A 21,904-nucleotide genomic window follows, 5' to 3' on the forward strand; every position below is an offset into this window, starting at 1 on the left:
GGTCTCAGTGAAGGCGATTCCGGGCGCGCCGCACCACCGCGGACTCACCTCTTAGGAGTGAGTCTCGCCAGCCCGCTCCCCTGCCCCACTCCGGCAGAGCGGTGGACGACGGCGCCCACCCGTCTGCCTGTAGGGACCGGAGAACGCGCGGGTTATCTGGCCAGACTGACCGGGCTCCACCACAGCGGCCCCGGCGGCCGGAGGTCCGAACGCCGGGGCCGACCCGAGATCAGCGCTGCTGGGGTTTGCGGGGCGAAGTCTGGTCGGGCCCGCGCCGCAGGTGGGGTGCCTGCTCCGTTGTCTTGTCGGTGGCGGGCTTCTTCGCCGAGGACCGCTTAGTCGTCGTTGACCGGCCCCTGGCGGCCGCCGCCGATACCTTCGGCCGGGCGCCAGGCATCGGTTTGGCCAGGGCTTCGCCCATCTTCCGCATGGCCGGGATGTCCGGCTGGTCCGTCGCGCTGCCTGTCGAGGGCGGAGTCCCGCCGGGGCCACCCCGAGGAGCGCTGAAGGTGGTCGTCGCGTCTCCGAGACGGAGCAGTGCCTCGGTAGTGGAGGGTGCGCCGCCGCGCTCCTCCGCCCGGCCGTTCTCGCCACGGAGCTTGCGGGCGGCGGCCTGCGCCAAGTCTGCGATCTTGTCGCAGGCCCGGGCAGACAGCTCCCGCAGGAAGCCGCTGGCCCGCTTGTCGCCGAGGAGCTTGTCGAACTGGTCCCCGGCCCGCTGCCTGATGGTCGTGAGCAGGTGCCCCAGAGCCCCGCGGACGGTCTGGATCTTCTGCCACTCGGGCAGGTCCTGGAGCGATTCCGCGCGGGTGTCGGCCTCCCGCAGGGTCGCGTTGACCGCTTCGGCTTCCTGGTGTTCGTCGCGCTCGGGTGCCGTGTCCGGCTCGGCCGGCGGGGTGTCGGCTTCCGGGGCGGGCGTGCCGCTGACCGCCTCCGCAAAGAGAGTCTGGAGGGTGGTCAGGTCGGACCGGACGTCGTCGAACAGCTCGGTGGACGTCACCCCCGCCGTCACGGCGTCGTCCCATGCCTCCCGGAAGCCCTGGAAGTTGGCCAGGACGTCGTCTGGGTCCGCAGCGGCCGCACCCTGCTCGTTGCCCTCCCCGTCCGCGTACGCGACCACGGGCACTTCGTCCGTGCCCCACAGGGGCGCGGGCGCCGCTTCCTCGGGGGCCGTTTCCTGCTGCACCGGGAGCTCCGGGTCCTCGGGCGGGGCGTCGGTGTCGGTGGCGTCGGGCACCGGAGCGGTCGGCTCGCCCGCAGGGGCCTGCGTGCCGTCCTCTGCGGCGGCAGGCTCTTCCTCCACCGTGGTCTCGGGCTCCGGCCCCTCCTCCTCTGCGGAAGGCGCTGCGTGGAGATCCGCCGTCGCGGCTGCGTCGGCCGTGGGCGGCTCGATGTCCTCGGCGACGGGCGGCTCCGTCCCCGAGTCAACCGCTGCTGACGGCTCGGGAGCCGCAGGAGGCGCCTCCTCCACGGGCCTGACTTCCTCGGCCGCCTCGGGCGCCGGTGGGGTCGGCTCGGCGGCGGCCCGCTGGCGGGCCCGCTCCTCCTCCGCTACCTCCACGGTCGCCTGGAGCCGTTCCTGGAGGCGGCGGACGTCGAAGAGCATGTGCGCGAGGGGGAAGGCCAGGGCGGCGCGGATCTCGCTGTTCGGGGACGGGGGCAGCGTGCCGCCCCAGGCATTCACGGCCCGCTCGACGCCGGCGAGGTCAGCGGCCATCATCCGGGCACCTCGCCCGTCTGAGTCCGCGACGTCATCGAGTCGGGCGGCAAGCTCCTCGTAGTGCGGGTTCGTCGCGAAGTTGAGCAAGAGCTGGCGCGCAGCGATCTCGATGCTCTCCCTGTGCTGCGCAGCGAACTCGCGCAGCTCGCTGCGCACCTGCTCGGCCCTGGCCTGGATGTCCGCTCCCGGGGCGGCGACCATGGGGTCACCGAGCGGGAGGCCGGTGAAGGCGGCGTACATCACGGCGCCGTTCTCGGCGGCGACCTCGGGGGTGTCGACCAGGCGCGTGATGTCTGCCGGGTCCAGCTGCATCCGGGCGTACCACTGGCCGCCGACCGTTCGCTGGAGCGTGGCGATGTGCTGCCCGTCGCGATGCAGCTCGCCCCGGCTGTAGCCTGTCCCGTCCATCCCTTCCAGGTGCACCTGGTGCTGGGGGTAGGCGGCCAGCGGGGCGGAGGTCGTGAACGTCTGCGGCTCGGGCGGGTCCTGGACGTCGATGTCCTCGGCCGTCTCCTGCTGCGGGGCCGGTGGCACGCCGTACCCGCGCACGGGGTCAGGCTCGGGAGCGGGCGGGGCCACGTTCCCGCGCCTGGGAGTGGGCCGGCGCGGCGGGACGACGCGCCCGCGCACGGGCTCCTCGGGGCTGGCGGGTGTGGCCATATCGGACTCCTCCGGGGCGTCTTGTGGCGGGTCGGGCGTGGCGGAAGGTGTGGCCGTCTGCGCGTCGCTGGGGGCGGGCAGGGCCAGGAGCTGTGTGTACGCGTCGGGGGTGGCCAGGGCGAGGACTTCGGTTCGGCGGGTGCCCTCCGCTCCGAGGTAGGTCCACAGCAGGTGCTCGGAGCCCCCGTCGGTGATCAGGGCGTCGGCCGCCGCAGCGAAGACCGGGCCGAAGTCTGCCGGGCCATCGGCGGTGTGCGCGGCGCGCAGGAGGCCTTCGTCCTCCCTCGCCGCGTCCACCAACCAGGTGGCGACGTCCTCCACGGTCGGCGCCATGCCTTCGCGCAGACTGTCGCGGACGACGACGATGAGCACGGCGCGCACCCGATCGCTGCTCCAGGCTGCGGCGAGGGGGCCGGCGGGCAGGTGCTCGCCGAGCCACGCCGCGGTCTCATCGTCAGAGACCAGCTGCTCGGCCAGGTCGGCCGCGCGCACCAGCATGGGGATCTCCACCGTGACCGGCAGGGACAGGCCGGGGATGTCCGCCGTCGAGATGCCGGGCAGCACGAGCGCCTGCGCGGCCCCGTTGGCTTCCACCCGGGCGACGACCTGCCCGTCGGGCCCCTCCCGGAGTCCGAGGGTGAGCAACGGCCCGCGCACCCGTTCCGGCGCCTCCTCGTCCGCGTCGTCGTCCGCGGGCGGTCCCTCCTGCGCATCCGGCACGGCGGCCGGAGTCTCGACCGGTTCCGGAGTCGTCGTAGCGGCCGGTTCCTCGCCGGGGACGGAGACCTCGTACTCCGGGTCGTCCTCGTCGTCGGGGCCGGTGGTGCCGAGGTCGAGGTCGAGCTCCGGTTGCGCAGGCTCGGCGGTGTCCAGCGGCGGGGTTGCCTCCTCCACCGTGGTCAGCTCCTCGGCCGGCACGTTGGCCGTGGCGGTGCCGGTGGTCCGTGTGTGTTCGCGGGCCCACTCCAGTGCGCCGTCCCAGTGGACGTGCCGCGTGCTGCTCTGGTCGGGGGCCGTGACCTCCAGGCGGTGGCCGTCGTCGCCGACCGGTCCCGTCTGGTAGACCATCTCCACGACGTACGCGGTCCCGCTGATGGTCATGTCCCAGCGGGGTCCGTTCTCGAAGACACCGCTGTTTCGGGGGTTGGTGCCGCGGCTGACGACGGTTTCGCCGTCGTGCAGCAGTACCTGCTTGAGGTCCTGGCGGTAGCTGAAGAGCACCCAGGCGTCGCTGCTGTTGGGGTGCGTCTCGGCTGTGTGGCCCAGCGCGGCCCGGCGGGCGACCGAGTCGCTGAGGCCGACGGTCGTGCCGTGAGAGATGCCGTACAGGTCGCGGGTCACGTAGCCCCGGTACCCGCTCGGCGATTCCTGCGCCTGCCGGTAGCGCTTGCCGGTGGGCAGGTGGATCGACGTGAACTCCTTGTCCGCCGTCCGCCTGGTGACGACGTCGAACCCTTCGGGGTGCGGCCGGGGCTGGATGCGCTCGCCGCCGCGCCGGGCTTCGGCGAGGTCGGCGAGGCGGGCGATCTCCGCGTACGGCAGTCCGAGGGTCAGCTCGACACAGGACGCGCACTCGGCCGCCATGGCGCCGTGGTCGGAGCTGTGCCACTGCCAGACGACGGTGTAGCGGCTGGTGTCGTTGCCGCAGCGTTCGCATTCCCCGTGGTCGGCGTGCCCGTACACGCCAGTACGGCCGTCTTCCGGTCCGCCCTCGGTCCGGGGCGGGATGGCAGGCTCCTTGCCCCGCCCTCCGCGCCGGCGCGCGGGGCGGCGCTGCGGGGCGGGGGTGTCCGGGGTCTCGGCCGGGAAGAGGTCGAGCTGTCCCTCCTCTCCGTCCTCGGCCCGGCCGGGCACCGGGTCGGCGGCCGGCGCGGGCGCGGGGACCGTCTCGCTGGGCTGATCGCCCGCCCAGTTCTGCGCGGCGCGCGGGTCCCCGGGGCGGAAGACGTTCAGGTAACCGCGGATCGTGTCGGCCCGGGTCTCCAGGTCGTCGCGCACCTGCACGTCGGGCTGCGTGGCCGCGAGCCACAGCAGGCTGTCGTGCGCCAGGACCAGGTCCTCGGCGATGCTCGATCCGAGGCTGCGGCCCTGGGCGAAGGCGTCCAGGACTGCGGTCAGTTCGGCGAGGCGGGCCGTGGAGACGGCATCGTCGCTCGTCGCGTCGGGAAGCGGCGGCGTCAGGTACCGGGTGAACGAGGCGACCATGTCGTCGTCCAGCCGGTCCAGGGCGGGCGGCCCGGTCCGCAGGGCCCGCACCGCGAGCTCGGCGAGGGCCGCGTCGCGGCTACGGAAGCGAGCCAGACGCTCGTCAGAGGTGCCGAAGACGGGCTCTGCGCTCCATAGCGGGGCGCCGCCCGGGCCGGTGAAGTCGGCGGCGTCGTTGACGTCGATGATCCAGCCGACCATGCGGCCGTCCATCCACACGTCCGCGCTGGTGTCGGTCAGGGCCGACGGTGCGGGCACGGCCTGAACGCGGGCGGCGAAGGCGAGCATCAGGTCGTTGCCGCCGAACCGCGCCGCGGCCTGCTCGTCGCTCTCTGCGCCGACGATCCGCCAGTGCGGCGCGGGCCCGACGTCCTGCGCGGCCGCGACAAGGTCCGGTTCCGCCTGCCCAGCCGGGGCAACGCCGGAGGCCTCCCGCTCCGTCGGCGCCGGGGCGGCCGGTGTCGGTACGGGTGCGGGGTCCGGCTCCGGCGCACGCAGTCGCCGGTAGATCGGGCCCGCCAGTTCGGAGTACAGGCCGTTTCGGTGATCTACCGCCTGGTCGCCCTGGCGGAAGTACGCGCGGACCCAGTCGGGCCACTGCTCGGGTTCGGTGTTCTCCCACTGGTCGGTCATCCACCCGCGAGTCCGGGCGGCCAGCGCGACGACGAAGTTGTTCAGGTCGTTGGCGTGAGCTGCCTGAGCCACTTGCGGATCGGCGAGGGCGGCAGCCGTGAGGGCCTCCAGCGCGGACGCGCGCAGTGCGGGGTCGGTCAGGGTGCCAGGGAACTGGCGCAGGGCGGCGACTCGGTACCGCTCCGCAGCCGCCGCCGGATCCATGGCCGCCGGTTCGACGGTGGTCATGAACAGGGCGCCAACGTTGGTGTCCCAGCCGTTGGGCCAGCCTTCGCGGTCGGAGACCACGTCCGCGATGCGGATGCCGTTCTCGGTGGTCTTGTACCCGCCAACGATCCCCAGGTTTCCGGAACCGACGAGAAGGACTCGGTCTCCCACAGCAGGCTCGGCACGACCGGCACGCTCCAGCTCGCGGAGCCGCTGCCGCCCGGTATCGGTGAGGCCGAGGGTGGCGTTCGTCCCGCGCTCCAGCAGGCCTTCGGTCAGCAGCCGCTCCACGATGGCGGCGTCGGCATGGACACCTCCGTCACCGATAGGGATGCGGCCGTTGTCCTGGGTGAGTTCGTCGATGGCCACGCCAGCGGGCAGCAGGTCCCGGTAGGCGGCGTAGAGGATCGAGAACTCGTCGTCGACGACAAATGGCAGGGCTTGATTGTCGTCGTCCGTCGCGGTCGCCGACCGCTCTGCCGCCGGCACGGTGGCGTCGGGCTGCTCGGCTGCTTCCTCCGTCCGGGGTCGCGGCTGGTAGGGCCCTGCGTACGGGTCGATCTCGCCGATGGGCGGGATGGTGGCACGCCAGCGGGCAGTGTCGTACGCCTCGAAGTCGAAGCGCTCGGCGGCGTTGCGCAGAACGCGTGCGGTGCGCCGCTCTTCGGCGGTGGCGCCCGGCAGGGCGGCCGCGGCAGCCTGCGCCGCCTCACCGAGGGCCCGGATCTGGGCGACGTTGAGGAAGTAGCGGCGGTGCGCGCCGACCCATTCCGGCGGCTCGATCGCGCTGCCGTCGGAGTAGGTGGCGGTGAGGGTGAGCTGACGGAGCTCGCGTACCTGGGCCGTGGTGAGCCGCACCTCGCGGGCGGCGTACTCCACGGTGGTGGGGTGGCGGTGCTCGGGTTCGGTGGCCCGGACCATGCCGCTGCGCACGCGGCCGGCGGCACGGATCGCCGGGACGCCTGCGGAGGGCGGCAGTTCCTCGTGGAAGGGGGAGCCGTCGGGGGCGCCGCCGCGGGCGTCCTGGCCCCACCAGTAGCGGCGTCCGTCGTCTCCGGTGCGGGCGCGTACCCAGCCGATGACCGTTCCGTCGGCGTCGACCACGGTGCCGTGCCCGGCTTCGGGGTCGAGGTCGACCAGTCGGTTGCCGCCGCCGAATTGCAGCTCGATGCCCTCGGCGGTGGTGGCCTGCTCGGCGTCGGCGGCGTTCTGCCGCTTCTTCGCTGCCTGGTCGGTGTTCTCCGGCCGGGCAGCGCCGTCGGGCCACTGGACCTCACCGGCCTCCCAGACCCGGGTCCCGGAGGCGGTGCTGACCAGGACGAGGTCTCCGTCGGAGCCGATGACCGTGCCCGGGCCGTCCGGGGTCTGGACGATCAGAGCCGGGGCCGCCTCCGGCCCGGCGGACGTCTCCTCGGTCTCCTCCGGTGCATCGGGGTCGGCGTCCGGCGCCGGGGCGTCGTCCTCGTTGTGGGCGGCGGCCGGCGGCGCGGGCTGCTCCGTACCGTCGGGGTCCGGCTGCGTCTGCCGCTCGTCCGGGTCGGTGGTGTCCGGCGCCGGGGTGTCGGGCTCGCCGTCCTGCCCGGTGTCGGGCGTGGGGGTGTCGGCGGGTGTCTGGCCGGGCGGAGCCGTCTGCGGTCCGGCTGTATCTGCCGTCTGCGTCTGGGTGTCCTCAGCGGCCTCCTGGCCGCCCTGTGGGGCCTGTTCGGGGCCGTTGTAGGTGTAGGCGACGCCCAGCTTCTCGAAGGCCGCCCGCAGGCCGCGTACGGCCGTGTCGCGGTCCTCGAAGGGGGTGTCCCGTCGCTGGTACCACTTCTGCTGACGGCGCGACCAGCTGAACCCGAGGTCCTTCAGTGCCTCCCGGATGCCCTCGGCTCCGCCGGGCGGGGTGTTGCGGACGTCGGTGCCCTCGGCGTCGTGGTTGATCACGATGCGGGCGGCCGCGGCGTCGTCGGCCGCGAGCTCCGCCTCGGACGGCAGCTCGACCACGGTGCCGGGCGGGGCGGCGAGGATCGCCTCCAGGTCCACCAGGAACAGCGGCTCGGTCTCGCCGCTGTGCAGGGTCATGAGGTCGATGCTCAGGTTGATGAGTGTGTCGCTCTGCTGCTGGCGGCGCTCGCCGACCGAGTAGTTGACCCACTCGTTGTAGCTGATCCGGTAGGAGCCTCCGGCCCGCTCCCCTGCCTTGGCGATGTCGGCCATGAGGTCGGACAGCGGGTTGCCGGGCTCGTAGCGGTATCCGGCGCCGGGCCGGTCGAGGAAGGCCACGGTCTCGCGGCCGGAGAGCTTGTGCCGTTGCAGCAGCGGCTCGTAGTAGCGCAGGACGGCAGCGATCCGGGCCCACTCCGGGCTCGGCCCGCTGTGCTCCTGCGGCTCCTGTTCCGTCGTCTCCTGGTGCTGGGCCGGTTCGGGGGTGGCGGTCTGTTCGGGGGCGGGAGCGTTGCCCGCGAGGAGTCGTGAGCCGTCGGGTACGGCGACGATGTTGCGCGGGTGGAACCGCCGGCGGATGCCGTCCGCGTTGGTGCACAGGTAGTAGCCGTCGCTCCGGTCGGGGCCGGACTGGACGGTGACGGTGTGGTAGTGGAGGTGGCGGTCCTCCATGTACTGGCGCGAGCCGATGCGGACCTGGTCCCCGGCGACGAGGTCGACCGTGGCATCGCTGAACGGCTGGTGCCCTTCGGGTACGGCGACGTCGCTGGAGGTGAGCCACCAGTCGTTCAGCTTCAGGCTTTGCCGTTGGAGTTCGGCGATCGGGTCCGTGGTGGCCGGCGCGGGCTGGTCGGCGGGCGCACTCTGCTGCTCCTGCGCCCCGGCGGCAAGGAGCTCTTGGATCGCTGCGCGTTCGCGGTCCCGGACCGCACTCAGGGCATCGAGGCCGAGTCTGCCGTCGATGTGGTCGATCAGCTGCGCCGGGGACATCGCCTCCAGTTCGGCGGCGGTGATGCTGATCGGTTCCAGCAGGGGCAGCTGATCGAACCCCAGCACGACCTGTGCTTGGGATCCGGTGGTGTCGCCCCAGCCGAAGTACAGCGGGATGCCTCGGATGTGTCCGTAGAGGACGCGAGCGTCGGGGTCGGTGTTCTGCCTCTCCAGGGGCAGCTCGGCGATCTCCCTCATGGTCTGGAGGAGGTCGTCCCGGAGCTGGGCGCCCGCGGCTTCGCGGTCGGTGATGGTGGTGTTGCGCCGGTCCATGCGGAAGTCGGCGCCCTGGGCGCCGAGGTATTCCATGGCGCTCTCCAGAGCCTGGACCTCGCGCATGCGCACGTTGGCCTGGCTCTCCTGGCGATCGTCTGTCCGCTGCTGCGCCAGAACGTCCAGGGTCACAGCCAGCCGCCGCGCGTACGAGCCGGCGACGTTCGCCAGCTGGAGCAGCAGCGCGCGGTCCTCCTCGGAGGCATACGCGTCGCGTTCAGCCAGGTACCCGTCTGCGCGGAGGGCAGCCTGAGCCAGGCCCTCGAACTGCTCGACGACCATCCGTCCGCCGGTCGGGCCCGCAGTCGCAGCAGCGACCCGGCTGCGGTGGTGCCACGAGGCGACGAGGCCGGCGGGGTTGGTGATCCCCGGCTCTTCGTCAGTCAGCTCCCCCTCGGCATCAACGAGCATCGGCAGCGCTGTCTGTGTCGCCGCCCACCGCTCGTAGACGACATCAACGTGGTTCTGCTCGAACGTGGCCTCACGCTGGCTCGCGAAGGGCTGTACCACCTCCGTCCAGCCCTCACCGGACATCGCCGCTGCGTCCTGGGCGATCATCTGCGCGAGCACGGGGTCGTGTTCACCGGCTCCCAGGTCATACGGGCCAGGTTCCTCGGGCACAGGTACCGTGCCTGGGAACAGCTCGTCCACGGCCTCCTGGAACTGCTGCTCTGGGGACCGTTCCGGTTCGGGCGTTTCCTGGCCGTCGGCGGGAGGGTCGGCGCGGGGCTCCGGGGCCGGGTTCGGGTCCTGCGGTTCGGCCGGCGGGCTCCCCTGCTTCTCGACATCGCCCATGGACGTCGCCGGGGGACGGGGTTCGGTGCTGCCATCAGGGAGAAGCGCTTCTGCCATGGCTGTGGCGATCGCTTCGTGGGCGGCATTCTCCGCAGGGGTGGGTGCGTCGTCGGAGCGGCTCTCATCCTGGACGAGACCCTGGGCCCGGGCCTGGATGTCGTGTTCGTCGGCGATGGACTGGCGCAGGCTGGCGATGTGCTCGCGCAGGGTGGTCAGCTCTTCGTTGACCTCCTCGGCGGCGTCCTCGTTGACGCTGGCCGCCCGCTCGACGCGCTCGGCGAGCGCGGCCTCCTTCTCGTTGGCGACGACGAGCTTGCCCAGTGCCCGCTCCTCGCGCTCCTTGGAACGGGCCTGGATGCGGTAGGGGTTCTCGTCCTTCGGCCGTAGGTTCCCGGCGATCTCCTCGCGGCGGGCCCGCGAGGAGATGACGGAGGCGTCGAGCTTTTCGAGGTCGCTGTCGAGGTTGTTGAGGAAGTGCTCCAGGCTCTGGATGGCGCCGCGTCCGTTGGAGGGGGTGACGGAGGAGGCCTGCCATTGGGCGCGGTCCTCGCGGTGTCCGATCGGGACGACGTTGCCCCAGGCGAAGCGCAGGCGCAGCTGTCGGCGGCCGCTGGCGCCGTAGGCGATCTCGGCGTGGAAGTCCTGGTTGCCGAAGGTGCCGATGGGGACGCGTTCGCCGGGGCGGATCGACTGGTCGGCGGCGATGGCGGCCATGCGGGCGCCGAGCGCGTTCGCGGCCGTGTCGCGGCTGCGGTAGGTGGCGTCGTCCACGGTCATGGCGAAGGCGTCGCCGGTGGTGGGGCGGCGGTTGGGTGCGGCCGCGCGCATGCCTTCGAGGGCGGTGTCCGCGCGGGCGAGGAAGTCGTCGATGTCGGTCAGCTGCTGGCTGCGGGTGTCCTGCTGGCGGTCCCAGCTGCGGGCCAGGCCCTGGAGCCGGGCGCGCTCGGCGGTGGCCTCGGCCAGTTGCAGGATCGCCGGGTCGCCGGAGGCGAGTGCGGAGAGCATGCCGAGGTTGATGGCGTCGGCGCCGATGTCCTCGATCTCGCGCGCGGAGAAGTCCCGGCGCTGGATCTGGCCGATGAAGCGGGCCTTGCGGGCGAGCGTCGTCAGCCGGAACTCGTCGAAGGTCCGCTCGGTGATGTAGTAGAGGATCCGGACGTCGTCGGGGGTGTTGTCGATCCACGGCGCGTTGAGGTTGCCGCGGCGCTCGATGCGGCCGTCGCGCTGGGCCATGTCCGCCGGCCGCCACGGGTAGGACAGGTGGTGTAGGGCCACCGACCGGTCCTGGATGTTGGTGCCGGTGCCCATCTTCTGCGTGCTGCCGACCAGGACGCGGACGCGGCCCGCGCGGCAGTCCGCGAACAGCTTCTCCTTCTTGCGGTCCGTGCCCGCCTCGTGGATGAAGCGGATGGACTCGCGCGGCATCCCGCGGGCGACCAGTTCGTCGCGCAGGTCCTGGTAGAGGTTGGCGGCGTGCTTGGCGGTGCTGCCGGGGGTGCCCTCGTCGAGGAAGACGAGCTGGAGGCCGCCGGGCAGTTCCTGCGGGGTCGGGTCGTCGCCGGAGACCGGGTAGACGATGTCCTTCGTCTCCTGCCAGATCTCCGCGATCTTCTCGGCCGCCGAGGGGATCTTGCTGCCCATCTCCTTGGTGCCGCCGAGGCTGCGCATGTCGGTGGCGGCCGCGTCGGCGAGCTCCGCGACCTTCTCCATGTCCAGGACGCGGCCGCCGTAGACCGGGTCGTCGCTCATGACCTTGTCGGCGGTGATGTTCAGGCCGAGGTTGCGCAGGGCTTCGGTGGCGTCGACCAGGTCGAGGTCGACGGAGGCGCGCAGGCCTTCGCCGAGGGCCTTGAGGACGCCGCCGGGTTTGCGGACCCACGGCTGGTGCGGCAGTTCCTTGATGAACTGGCGCTGCGCCGGCGTGGGCGGGATGAGGACGTACTCGCCCCGTTGCCCGTCCTCGTTCTCGCGGACGGGCGGGGTGGGCAGGTTCAGGTCCTCGGCCATCTGCACGTCGGCGAAGGTGCGGTACCCGGCCATCAGCTCGGGCACGTTGAAGAACCTGCTGAACCGCGCCTTGTACTTGTAGCCGTCGCCCTTGGGGTCGGGCTCCAGGTTCGAGACGACCTCGCCGAAGGTGGCGGCCCAGTTGTCGAAGGCGTCGAGTCCCATCTCCTCCAGGAGCTGGGGGGCGAGGTAGCGCTTGAGGACGTAGGCCTCGGTCACCGAGTTGGCGATCGGCGTGCCCGTGGCGAGGGTCGCCACCCGCTCGCTCTCGTTCGTCGCGCGCAGGTGGTCCAGGACCATGTGGAGCTTGGTGGCCTTCGCCGAGCCCTGGATCGCGGCGCCGGGGATCGCCGAGACGGTGCGCAGGTTCTTGAACTCGTGCGCTTCGTCCAGGAACACGTAGTCGATGCCGGTGTCCTCCAGGAAGACGCCGATCTCGTCGTCCATGGAGTCGATCTGCTGCTGGAGCTTGGCCTCGGCGTTGGCCAGGGACTCTTCGATCTGCTTGACGGTGTTGCGGGCCATCCCGGCCTCGGCGGCCGCGTCCAGCTGCTCGCGCAGGGACCGCATCTCGCGGTCGAGGTAGGCGCGCTGCGTGTCGGGGCGCACCGGTACACGGGTGAAGGCGTCGTGCGTGAGGATCACCGCGTCCCACTCGCCGCCCGCGATGCGGCCCATGAACTTCGCGCGGCGCTTCTTGCCCAGGTCGCTCGCGGTGATCGCCAGGATCTTGGCGTTGGGGTAGAGCTGCCGGAACTCGCGCGACCACTGCTTGAGCATGTGGTTGGGGACGATCAGGCACGGCTTCTGCGCCAGGCCCGTACGGCGCAGCTCCATCGCGCCGGCGGCCATGGTGGCCGTCTTGCCCGCGCCGACCACGTGCGCGAGCAGCGCGGTGGGCTCGTTGACGATCCGGCGGATCGCGGCGTTCTGGTGCTCCTTCATCGTCCAGTCGCTGATCAGACCGGGGAGGGTCAGCGCGGCCGGGCTGTACTCGGGCAGCACCAGGTTGTTGAACTGGTGGTTGTAGATCTTCGCGAGGCGGGCCGCGCGGGTCTCGTCGTCCCAGATCCAGTCCTCGAAGGCCTCGGCGATGAGCTTGGCCTTCTCCTGGGCGGCGTCGGTGGCCTCCTTGTCGACGAAGGTGTGGCCGTCCTTGTCGCGCCAGGTGACTTGGATCGTCGATTCGGTCTGCCGCAGCAGGGCGGTGAACAGGTCCTGCGTCGGGCGGGAGCCGGTCCCCCACTCGGTGCGGGCCAGGTCGCCGTTCTTCGCGCCGCGGACCTCCCACACGGTGCCGCCCGCGTGCACGACGCTGGCGTCCTCGAAGCCGAGGCTGGCGAGGAAGTCGTTGTAGACGTCGACCGGGACCCAGGGGGCGCCGATCTTCGCCTTGATCTCGGAGGGCGCCAGGTCGGAGGGCTGCACCCGCTCCAGGGCGGCGACGTTGCCCTGGAACGTGGGGTCCTCGGCAGCCCGCTCCCGGGCGGCCGCGAGCTTGGTGCGGACGTTGCCGGACAGGTACCGGTGGCCCGGCTCCCAGGCGTCGCTCTGCTGCGGGTCGCGGTAGGCGAGCCCGGCGTCGGCGATCTGGGCGGCCGCGCTCTCCTCGTCCAGGCCCAGGAGGCTGGCGACCCGGCTCATGTCCAGGCGGCCGCCGTCGTACTCCATCGCGAGGGCGACGGCGTCCTCGTGGCTGTTCGCGCGGACCGGAAGGATGCGCGGCTCCAGGACGCGGGCCCGGAGCACCTTCTGCTCGATGCCCTTGCCGGACCGGTCGTCCCACTCCTCCAGGCCGAACAGCAGCGAGGCGTCGGGGTCGTCGTCGATCCACGCGAACGCGGTGCGGTGCTTCCAGGCCTCGGGGACGTCCTTCAGGCCTTGGGCCGTGGCCTGCGCCCGGGCCTCGGCCGGGGTGAACTTGAAGTGCTGGCGCGGCTTGGTCAGCGGCGGGTGGGTCTTGCGGTAGTCGCGCCAGGCGACCCGCAGCTCCGCGCGGAGCCGGGCGAGGTCGGGCGTCTCGCCCGGCTCGTCGGTCGCGGCCTCCAGCTCGTACAGGTCGAGGGTCAGGCCCTTGAGGCGGATGAGCTGGAGCAGCTGCTCGCGCTGGTCGGGGTGGACCTCCAGCGGGATTGGGCGGCCGCCGTCGATGATGGTCGGGTTGCCCTCGCTGTCCAGGCCGAGGGCGCCCTCCGTGCCGCTGGTGACGATAGTCGCCACCGGCGCGGTGCGCTGGTCGTCGGCGGCGGTCAGGCCGGCGGCCCGGGCCTCCACGGTGATGGCGGCGGCCGCGGACGCCAGGGCCTGAGCGGGGGCCTGGTCGGTCCGGCCGACGACCGTGACCTCAGGGCCCCACTCGCGCGAGCCCGCGCGCAGCTCGCCCAGGACGTACTCGGGGTGGGCGTCGAAGTAGGTGTTCACCGCGAGCTCGTTCTCGTGCCCGGGCAGCTGGCGCTTGGTCGAGGTCAGCCAGGTGTCGTCACCCGGTTCCTCGCCCGGCATACGGCGGCGCAGGAACAGCACGTCGGTGACGACGTCGGTCCCGGCGGCCGTCGCGTGCGCCCGGGCCGGCAGGCGCACCGCGCCGACCAGGTCGCCGAGCTCGTACATCCGGGCCCGGGCGCCGGGGTCCACCGCGTCCATCGTGTAGCGGGAGGTGATGAGCGCGACCACACCCCCGGGCCGGGTCGCGTACAGCGACTTCAGCACGAAGTGGTCGTGGATCGAGAGGGCCAGGTCCTTGTTGTGGACCTTGTCGAAGCGCGCGTACCGGCCGTACGGGACGTTGCCGACGACCGCGTCGAACCCGCCGTCGGCGAGCTCGACCTCTTCCAGGCCGCTAGTGACGATCTCCGCGTCCGGGTACAGGTGGCGGGCGATCTGCGCGGTGACCGGCTCGACCTCCACGCCGGTCATCCGCACCGGGTCGCGCAGCAGGATCGGGGAGAAGCCGATGAAGTTGCCCGACCCGGAGCCGGGTTCGAGGACACGGCCGCCACGGAATCCCAGGTTGCGGACCGCGCCCCAGACCGAGCGGACCAGGTCGGCGTCGGTGTAGTGCGCGTTCAACGTGTTGCGGCGGGCGGCCGCCCACTCGTCCTCGGAGAGCAGTTCCCGGATCTGCTCGCGCAGCTCGCTGACGCCCTCCCAGCGCGCGACGGCCCGCTCGAAGGGCTCGTCCGCGTCGAACGCCTCGCGCGCCGGCCGCGGGTTGAAGATGCGCGGCAGCGCGCCCCAGCCGGACCAGCGGGCCAGGACCCGCTGCTCGTCCTCCGTGGCCGAGCGCTGCTCGTCCTCCAGGACGCGCAGCGCCTCCAGGGCCGCCAGGTTGGCGCGGGCCCGCTCGCCCTCTCCGGCCGGCGCGAGGTCGGCCTGAGAGTCCGGCCGGAAGCGCGGCGGGGCTACATCTCCCGGTGCTCGGTCCCCGGCTCCTTCTCCAGCCAGATCTCCTCCGCGTAAACCAGCTCCTGCGCCTGCGACCGCGTCGCCCGCCTCGCCGCGGCCCGCTGGGACATCGGCAGCTGCTGGAGGAGTTCCGTCGTCAACTCCCCGATCCGCTCCGTCACCCGAAGGTCGAGCGCCCGGAAGTGATCCTCCTGCTGCTCCGGGCTCCCCAGCCCCTCCAGGGCCCGCGGCCGGTACGTCTCCCAATACTCCCGAGCCGTCTGCCCGTGCCTGCTCAGCTGCGTCATTACGGTTCTCCTCACCCTCGCGGAGCGTCGGCTCCACTCCCCCGGTACTCATGCGTCTCTCCCCGTGGTGCTGGTAGGGCACAGGCCTCAGACCCAGCCCGGTCCACCGTCACCACAGACGGGGCCGGAGACTCCCCCGGCCCCACCCGGATGCACAAAGCGACCGGACATGATCCATCCTGCTTCGACCCTACGACGTACCGACAGCGGATTTCGTCTGCCGCAGCGCCAACCGCTCGCCGGGCACCTGTCCGTTCTCACCCGCGTCACGGCGGCTGGAGCACGCTTCATTTTTATCTGGCTACATTTCTTCCATGGCGATGGTGCGACTGAAATTCCACGTGGCGGTGACGGCGGATGCCTTGCGACGACTCAATGAGGTCGCCAAGGCCGAGCGGGACCGGGAGGACACCTGGATCGCCGAGCGCCGCCGGGAGCGACTCGAACCCGGCATGCCGCGGCGCGCAGCGGCCGCCGTCCGCAGCGAGATCCGGGCCGAGGTGGCTCGGATGCGCCGGAGCGGCGAATTCGGCGGCACCCGGGACGACCTCATGACCCGCGCCGTCCGTGAGGAGCTCCAGGCCCGACACCTGGACCGCGAATGGCCCGAGCCACCCGAAGGCGAGCTTGAGGCCCCCGGACGCCGCTGGGGCACTCCGCCGAGCCAGCCCATGGGCGACGGCGGGTACACCGATCGCCTGTCGGTGAACCTGCCCCAACCCCTGGGCGAGACCGTTCGCCGGGCCGCGTACTGGACCAGCAAGGACGCCGTCGAAGCTCTCCAGGACTGGGCAGACCGCTGGGGCGACGGAGCCGAAGTTGCTCTACGCGAAGCCGGACGCAACGACGTCCCCGCTGATCTCGCACTCCTCGTAGCGGCCGGACGGCCCTCAGCCCCGATGTCCGCCCTGGAGATTCGAGAGCGACTTCGCCAACAGATTCTGACTACCGGGGACCTGCTTCGAGCAGCCATCTTCCGCGCAACCGAGCAGTCCCAGCCCGGGCTCCCAGGTGCCACCGGCTGCTAGAAGCCGTCACTCCCATTTAAGCGAGTCACCCCGGTTCTGTCAGAACCGGGCGCCAGACCGCGAGCTACTTCTCGACGAACCCAAGCTTGTCCGCAATCTTTCCGATCACCTTCATCGCATCCGACTTGGGGGCCCAGATAGGCAGTGGCTCCTGCGCGTCGTACGCCTCGGCTACAACCACCGAGTTCCTCAGCTCCGGCAAGAGCCGATCTCCGTAGACCTCGCGGGCCTCGTCTTGCATGTTGCCGTAGAAATGTCCCTGGCTACTAACCTTCGCGTCGTTGATGCAGTACCACGTGGGTGAGACCCGGACGTCGTATCGATCCATGTCGTTGTTGAGGGTGGCAATCTCCTCGGCAAGGGCTCGGGCCCCGCGGAGCTCTTTGCGCATCGGCTTCATCATGGTGACAACGTCGGTGGCTGCTGCCATCAGGGACTCTGAGAGACGCCCGTAGGAGGCTGGGGCGTCGATGGCGAGGAAGTCAACTGAACCGGGCTCCACCTGCTTGCGAATGACCTCCTGTAGCCAGAAGACGGCCGTAGAGCCGGCGAGAGCAAGCTCGCCGTCAGCCTGCTTCATCTTGATGTCGCCGCGAACGAGGTAGAGCCCGGGAATCACCTCGAAGGACGATGCGTCGTTACCAGGAGCAACGCGGGTGCGTGCCGGAAGGAGAACGTCCTGCAGCGTGGCCTTCCCGAGCATGAGGTCGTGAATGGAGGGCGTGCCCTCCGGGATGTGGTCTCCGTCGTAACCGAACCAGTAGCTCATGTCGCTCTGGAGGTCGGCGTCGTAGATGATGCCGCGGTAGCCGCGGAGCGAGGCTTCAACAAAGACGCTGTTCGCAAAGGTTGTTTTCCCGACAGAGCCAGCTCTGTTCATCATGAGGAATACGGGGGCGTCGATGTGAGGCGCGTACTTCGGAGGAAGGTAGTTGCCAATCATGTGGGTCTCCTACGGGCTCAGGCCGGGGCTAGCTGAGGTGCTGCTGGTCCCATGGGGAGGGTTCGTACCCGCCGGCGACCAGATGCTTGAGGTATGCGATGTCCCTGGAATCCCAGTTGCGGGTGCGGTTGACAGCACGCAGTTCTGACTCAGCGAGGGACGTTGCGTAGGCGAGACGACAAACGCGCGCCGGATCAGCCTGGGCAAGGACAGTGTCTCGGTACCCGCTGGGGCTGAGCTCCCCGACGGCGGCCGGCTCGATTCGCTGCATCCACTTGTGCACGCGTGCGAGCGTGGCTGCCGATGCCTGGAGGAGCACCGTCTCGGCGATTCGTGTGGCGGGCGCATCAGCGGCCGGTTGTGTGTAGTTGCCGATGAGCGTGGTGCAGAACTGGTCCCGCATGGCGCCAGCCAGGGGCCTCTGCCTATCTGACTGACTGACTTCAGGGGTGCCCGGAGCAGAGCTGCTGGTTCGCGCTGGCGGCACGGACGTGGTCTCAGGGTGCGAGGTGGCTTTGCCGGAGGCCGGTTCTGGCAGAACCACCTCGGGAGTCGGTGTGGACGGCGCCAGAATACGAGCCCCGGTTCCGGCAGAACCGGTTTGCCCGCTGTCCGCGCTTCCTTCCGCCTCAAGGGTGCTATCTCGTGTCGTGGCATCCGGTTCTGGCAGAACCGGCGCTGCGGTCGTATCGCTGGGCTGCTGGGGCTCTGGAAGCACGCTGCCGAGCAGCAGCCGGTTCACCGCGTCCGCAACCGAGAGGTTCCGCTCGCTGCGCAGGAGGTCGTTCGCTGGGAGGATCAGGTCTACGTTTTCCTCCCCCAAGGTCGTGTACAGGTTGTAGGCGTTGTCGATCGTGAGCGTCTTGGCGGTGAGTGCGGCCTTCGCATCCTCGGGGAGCCGGAGGAGCGTGATGCGCTTGGTGATGTGGGACTTAGACCGGCCGACCTTCTTCGCGATGGCCGCGTGGCTGTCTCCGTCGGCCTCCAGGCGCCGGTAGCCCTCGGCCTCTTGGAGGATGGAGAGAGCCTTCCTCTTCATGTTCTCTTCGATCATGAGGAGATCAGAGTTCGGGAGCTGATCGTCCCGAAGATCGATGCGGGTCTCTTCTAGCCCAGCCAGACGGATTGCTTCGTGCCTGCGGTGGCCAGCCAGGATCACGTACTCGGCGGATCCAAGCTCATAGCCTGGGTGCCGCTTGTCGTACTCCTCGCGGGAACAGACCACGAGCGCGGAGATCTGGCCGACCTCTCGCATGGAAACGACCATCTGGTCGCGTTGCTCGTCGTTGTCCCACAGATCGCCGCCCCGGAGATTGCGGGGGTTTGCGGCAATGATGTCTGTGCGGACCTTCCGGGGCGCCGTGGTAGGGCGCAGTGGCATGTCCTTCATGCCCACCGAGTTGGCGGATCCGCCTGACCCATTTCGTGGCATGCCTGCCTCCTGTGGTGCTGAGATTCGAGGGGGACCCTACCGGGTCGAGCAGAACCGGTGCAGAGGCAGGTCAGGAGTGAACCGATACGAATGAGACTAGATGCCCGGTTCTTCGCAATTCTTTATGGTGCCGATCCGATTCTGGCAGAACCGGATCGGCACCACTAACATCCGATCGACGTGCCAGGCAGCCCTGAGGTCCCGTCGCAACGAACCGAGTCGGCGCGGGTTTGTCTCAACGAAACCAGTCGTCGCAGGTGCGCGACACAGAGCGGCAGGGGCAACCCGCGCGCCTGTCTCAACGCAGTTAGTCCGCCCAGGTCAGCGACCTGCCGTCGGCTGGGTTCGTTGAGACGGGACACCTAGCCCGAAACACAAAAAGGCGGGCACCCATCTAGAGATGGGTGCCCGCCTTCGTACTCAGCTTCTACGGTCGGGTACCTCATTGCGGGTGGCAGCGAACATGCCGTTCGTGCTGGTGGTCGTGACCGTGGTGTGGTGGTTCTGTAGGACCGGTCCGGTGTAGTGGTTGTGGACCTCGGCGGGGGCGGCTTCGACTACTCCCTTGGCCCGTTTGAGCGCGCGGCCGAGGACAGCGACGAAGGCGATCGGCGCTCCGACAAGAAGTCCGAGGACGACCGGGTCGAGCTGACCCGCGGTCCACAGAACGGCGCAGGTGCCAAGAGAGATGGGCGCGGAGGCAAGCCCCACAGCTGTTGTGATGCCGCTGATGTCGGTAGCTCGCTGGCTCATGGGGGGTCGGCCGGGCTGGGCGACGGGCGGGGCGGTTCCGACGGCTGGCAGTGGGGCGTCGTCGCGGTAGAAGGTCGGCCGGAAGGCCTCGCGGAGAAGGTGGTCGGCGTGGTCCTTAGCTTCGGCGTCGGTGAGCCGACGGGGGGTGGCGTCGTGAAGGGGCATCGCGGATCTCCTTTGGAGGACCGGGTGGGCGGTGGGGAGGGGTGGGCCCAGGAGTTCGCCTTGGGAGGGCCGGGCGGGGAAGAGGTAGGGGCCGGGCCCTGGAGGCCGCCTCCAGGGCCCGGGGTGCTGCGCGTTGGAGGGGTCAGTCGGCGGGGACCGGGATGATCAGGCGGCTGCTGTCGGGGCGGGCGATCTTGCCCTCGTTGCGCAGGAGGCTGATCGTGGTGCGCAAGGTGCCGCGCTTGACCTCGCCGTAGCCGTCGGCGTTGAGGGCCTGGCGGAGGTCGATCTCCGCCAGGCCGTCGGGAGGCAGGAGGGCGAGGATCCGCTGGGCGGTCGACACCGGCCCGGCCGGGACGGCCGGGGCGGCCCCGCCGGCCTCCGCGTGGTCCGGCGTCGTGGTGGCCGCGCCGCCGGGGCCGTCGGGAGCGGGGGAGTCGACGGTGTACCCGGCCACGACTTCCTTCGGCGTGAGGTACAGCTCCAGCTCGATCGGCACGCCGGGCGGGGCGGCGGGCCCATACAGGTCGAGGATGACCGGGTCGTAGCCGGTGCAGGGGGCGACCGAGCCGACGACGAAGGTGCGGGCCATGCTCGTGGGCCGGGAGGCGGTCAGGTGGTAGAGCATCCCCTGGCTGTTGACGTCGTCCACGTCCTCCTTGGCCGCCTCGTTGTAGCGGCGGACCCGCTGGACGCGGCCGACGACCTTGGGGATCGGCTGGAGTGCCTCGCCGCGGGGGACCAGGCCGTCACCCACGAGCTGCTGCATCATGCCGCTGGACCAGCGCAGCAGGACGACTTCGCCCTCCTTGAGCATCGCCCGGAGCGTGTCGCTGCCGCCGAGCTCCTCGAGGTGGCCGGCCTGGGCGGCGATGATGATGCCGACGCCGACGCTGCGGCCCGTGCGCCCGAGTTCCTTGATGAGGTAGGCGCCCTCCTCGCGGAACGGCGCCCCCTTCTCCAGCAGCCGGTTGGCCTCGTCGACGATCCCGTACACCAACGGGTCGGGGTCGTCCTTGACGAACCCGGACCGGCCCATCTCGGCGTACGCCTTCATACGGCGGTGGGCCTCGGCGACCAGGCCGCGCAGCATGAGGATGGTCTCGAACTGGGTGGTGACCCTGGTGGCGACCTGCCCGTTGGCCTCGGGCACGGACTGGCCGGACTTGAGGTCGGCGAGGTGGACGACGATTCCGGAGAGCTTGCAGGCGACGAGGATCGCCTGCACCAAGCGGCTCTTCCCGGCGCCGGTGGTGCCGAATACTGCGGCCCGCTGGGCGTTTCCGGTCCGGGGGTCGAAGAGCCTGAACCGGAGCGGGATTCCGTCGTAGTAGGAGCCGATGGTGATGAAGCCGCGGTCGTCCAGGAGTAGATCCTCAAGCCGGATCGACCTCATGCTCATCAGCGGGTTCGCCGGGTAGACCCGGACGATGGCCTCACGGCCGACGCCCTGCTCGAAGATGACCCGGGAGCGGTCGTCGACTCCGAGGTAGTCGCACAGGGCGTCGTGGTCGTATTTCTTCACCCCGCCTGCGGGCGTCTTGAGTACGTATTCGCGGACGTCTTTCATCAGGTCAGTTCCTCGCGGAATTCGTAAGTGTTGGCCTCGATCAGTTCGACGCCCGGCATTGCCGTCTTGGCGATGTCAGCCCAGACCTCCTCGTCACTCGCGCCGGTCTTGGCCGTGCCGGGCACCTTGGGGCGCGGGCCGATGACCAGGAGGCAGACGCCGGCGCCCCGTCCAGGGACGGGACCGACCTCGATGAGGTCCTGGGGCATGTCGAGGTGGGCGGAAAGCTGCTCGACGGAGAGCTTCGGGACCGGGGTGCCGCGCCGGGCGGAGCCGATGACGGCGGCCACGCAGTTCTCGTCGAGCCTCTCGTGGGCCAGCAGGACGGTGCCGGGGGCGATCCCGCCCTCGACGGCGAACTCGCGCGCCCACCAGTGCCCGGCCTCGGTGGTCGGCCGCAGCAGGTCCTCCTCCGGCTCCGCGGCGGGTTCCTCGGGCTGCGCCTGGACGACGGCGAGCTCCTGGGTCTGGGCCTCGCCCACGAAGTCGCGGGCGAGCTGTCCGGGCCGGATCCACCAGGTGGCGGCGGTCCACAGGACCGCGCAGCCCGCCTGCACCGTGATCGACAGCGGCGTGTCCGGGGCGGCGGCCTCGGCGATCAGCAGGGCCGTGCATCCGATGTGCGGCGCGGCGTAGACGGTGATGGCGGTCGGCCGCAGGTCCTTCGGGCCGCGCCAGATCTTCGGGCTCATGACCAGTCCGGCGCCGGCGGTGAGGACGGCGGCGCCGAGCCCGGGGCCGATGACGGCGTCGGTGGCGAGGCCGCCGGTGAGGACGGCGGCTCCGGCGACGGTGGCGATACGTCCGGCCGTGGCGCGCCGGAACACTCGGGCCAGCTTCACGAGGGTGAACCTCCTGTTTCGGGAACGGGTGAGGGGCCGGACCCGGTTGGGGTCCGGCCCCTC

8 protein-coding genes are annotated in these 21,904 nt (G+C 70.9%); 1 reads left to right on the forward strand and 7 read right to left on the reverse strand.

What is annotated here, in order from left to right:
• Window positions 1-229: 229 nt before the first annotated feature.
• Both ACF09E_RS34640 and ACF09E_RS34645 read right to left on the reverse strand, forming a co-directional pair.
• Window positions 230-14,485, reverse strand: coding sequence for an SNF2-related protein (locus tag ACF09E_RS34640; protein WP_392210151.1), 14,256 nt, complete (start codon window positions 14,483-14,485; stop codon window positions 230-232).
• A gap of 332 nt (window positions 14,486-14,817) precedes the next feature.
• On the reverse strand, window positions 14,818-15,108 hold the full coding sequence (locus ACF09E_RS34645; RefSeq protein ID WP_381368653.1) for a hypothetical protein: 291 nt from the start codon (window positions 15,106-15,108) through the stop codon (window positions 14,818-14,820).
• Between the two features lie 314 nt (window positions 15,109-15,422).
• On the opposite strand from ACF09E_RS34645, the gene ACF09E_RS34650 reads away from it, so the two are divergent.
• Window positions 15,423-16,136 carry a hypothetical protein gene (locus ACF09E_RS34650; RefSeq protein WP_392210153.1) on the forward strand — a complete coding sequence of 238 codons (714 nt, stop codon included), beginning with the start codon at window positions 15,423-15,425 and terminating at the stop codon, window positions 16,134-16,136.
• A gap of 64 nt (window positions 16,137-16,200) precedes the next feature.
• Here ACF09E_RS34650 and ACF09E_RS34655 read toward each other — a convergent pair whose 3' ends face one another.
• From ACF09E_RS34655 to ACF09E_RS34675, 5 genes are all read right to left on the reverse strand, one after another.
• Window positions 16,201-17,079 (reverse strand): ParA family protein, encoded by an 879-nt coding sequence (locus ACF09E_RS34655; RefSeq protein WP_392210155.1) that lies wholly within the window; start codon window positions 17,077-17,079, stop codon window positions 16,201-16,203.
• Between the two features lie 28 nt (window positions 17,080-17,107).
• Complete coding sequence (locus ACF09E_RS34660; protein ID WP_392210266.1) at window positions 17,108-18,469, reverse strand: ParB/RepB/Spo0J family partition protein; 1,362 nt, start codon at window positions 18,467-18,469, stop codon at window positions 17,108-17,110.
• A gap of 462 nt (window positions 18,470-18,931) precedes the next feature.
• Window positions 18,932-19,429 (reverse strand): hypothetical protein, encoded by a 498-nt coding sequence (locus ACF09E_RS34665; protein WP_392210157.1) that lies wholly within the window; start codon window positions 19,427-19,429, stop codon window positions 18,932-18,934.
• A 142-nt stretch (window positions 19,430-19,571) separates the two neighbouring features.
• Window positions 19,572-20,999 (reverse strand): transfer protein, encoded by a 1,428-nt coding sequence (locus ACF09E_RS34670; protein ID WP_392210159.1) that lies wholly within the window; start codon window positions 20,997-20,999, stop codon window positions 19,572-19,574.
• Window positions 20,999-21,841 (reverse strand): hypothetical protein, encoded by an 843-nt coding sequence (locus tag ACF09E_RS34675; protein WP_392210160.1) that lies wholly within the window; start codon window positions 21,839-21,841, stop codon window positions 20,999-21,001. Before ACF09E_RS34675 ends, ACF09E_RS34670 begins: the two co-directional genes overlap by 1 nt.
• Window positions 21,842-21,904: the final 63 nt, after the last annotated feature.

Origin of the sequence: Streptomyces sp. NPDC014891 (genome assembly GCF_043081085.1) — a bacterium.
Classification (GTDB): Bacteria; Actinomycetota; Actinomycetes; order Streptomycetales; family Streptomycetaceae; genus Streptomyces.

Excerpts from the sequence above, each read along its gene's own strand:
- ACF09E_RS34645 (WP_381368653.1), bottom strand. The coding sequence starts at position 15,108 with ATGACGCAGCTGAGCAGGCACGGGCAGACGGCTCGGGAGTATTGGGAG.
- ACF09E_RS34650 (WP_392210153.1), top strand. The coding sequence starts at position 15,423 with ATGGCGATGGTGCGACTGAAATTCCACGTGGCGGTGACGGCGGATGCC.
- ACF09E_RS34655 (WP_392210155.1), bottom strand. The coding sequence starts at position 17,079 with ATGATTGGCAACTACCTTCCTCCGAAGTACGCGCCTCACATCGACGCC.
- ACF09E_RS34660 (WP_392210266.1), bottom strand. The coding sequence starts at position 18,469 with ATGAAGGACATGCCACTGCGCCCTACCACGGCGCCCCGGAAGGTCCGC.
- ACF09E_RS34665 (WP_392210157.1), bottom strand. The coding sequence starts at position 19,429 with ATGCCCCTTCACGACGCCACCCCCCGTCGGCTCACCGACGCCGAAGCT.
- ACF09E_RS34670 (WP_392210159.1), bottom strand. The coding sequence starts at position 20,999 with ATGAAAGACGTCCGCGAATACGTACTCAAGACGCCCGCAGGCGGGGTG.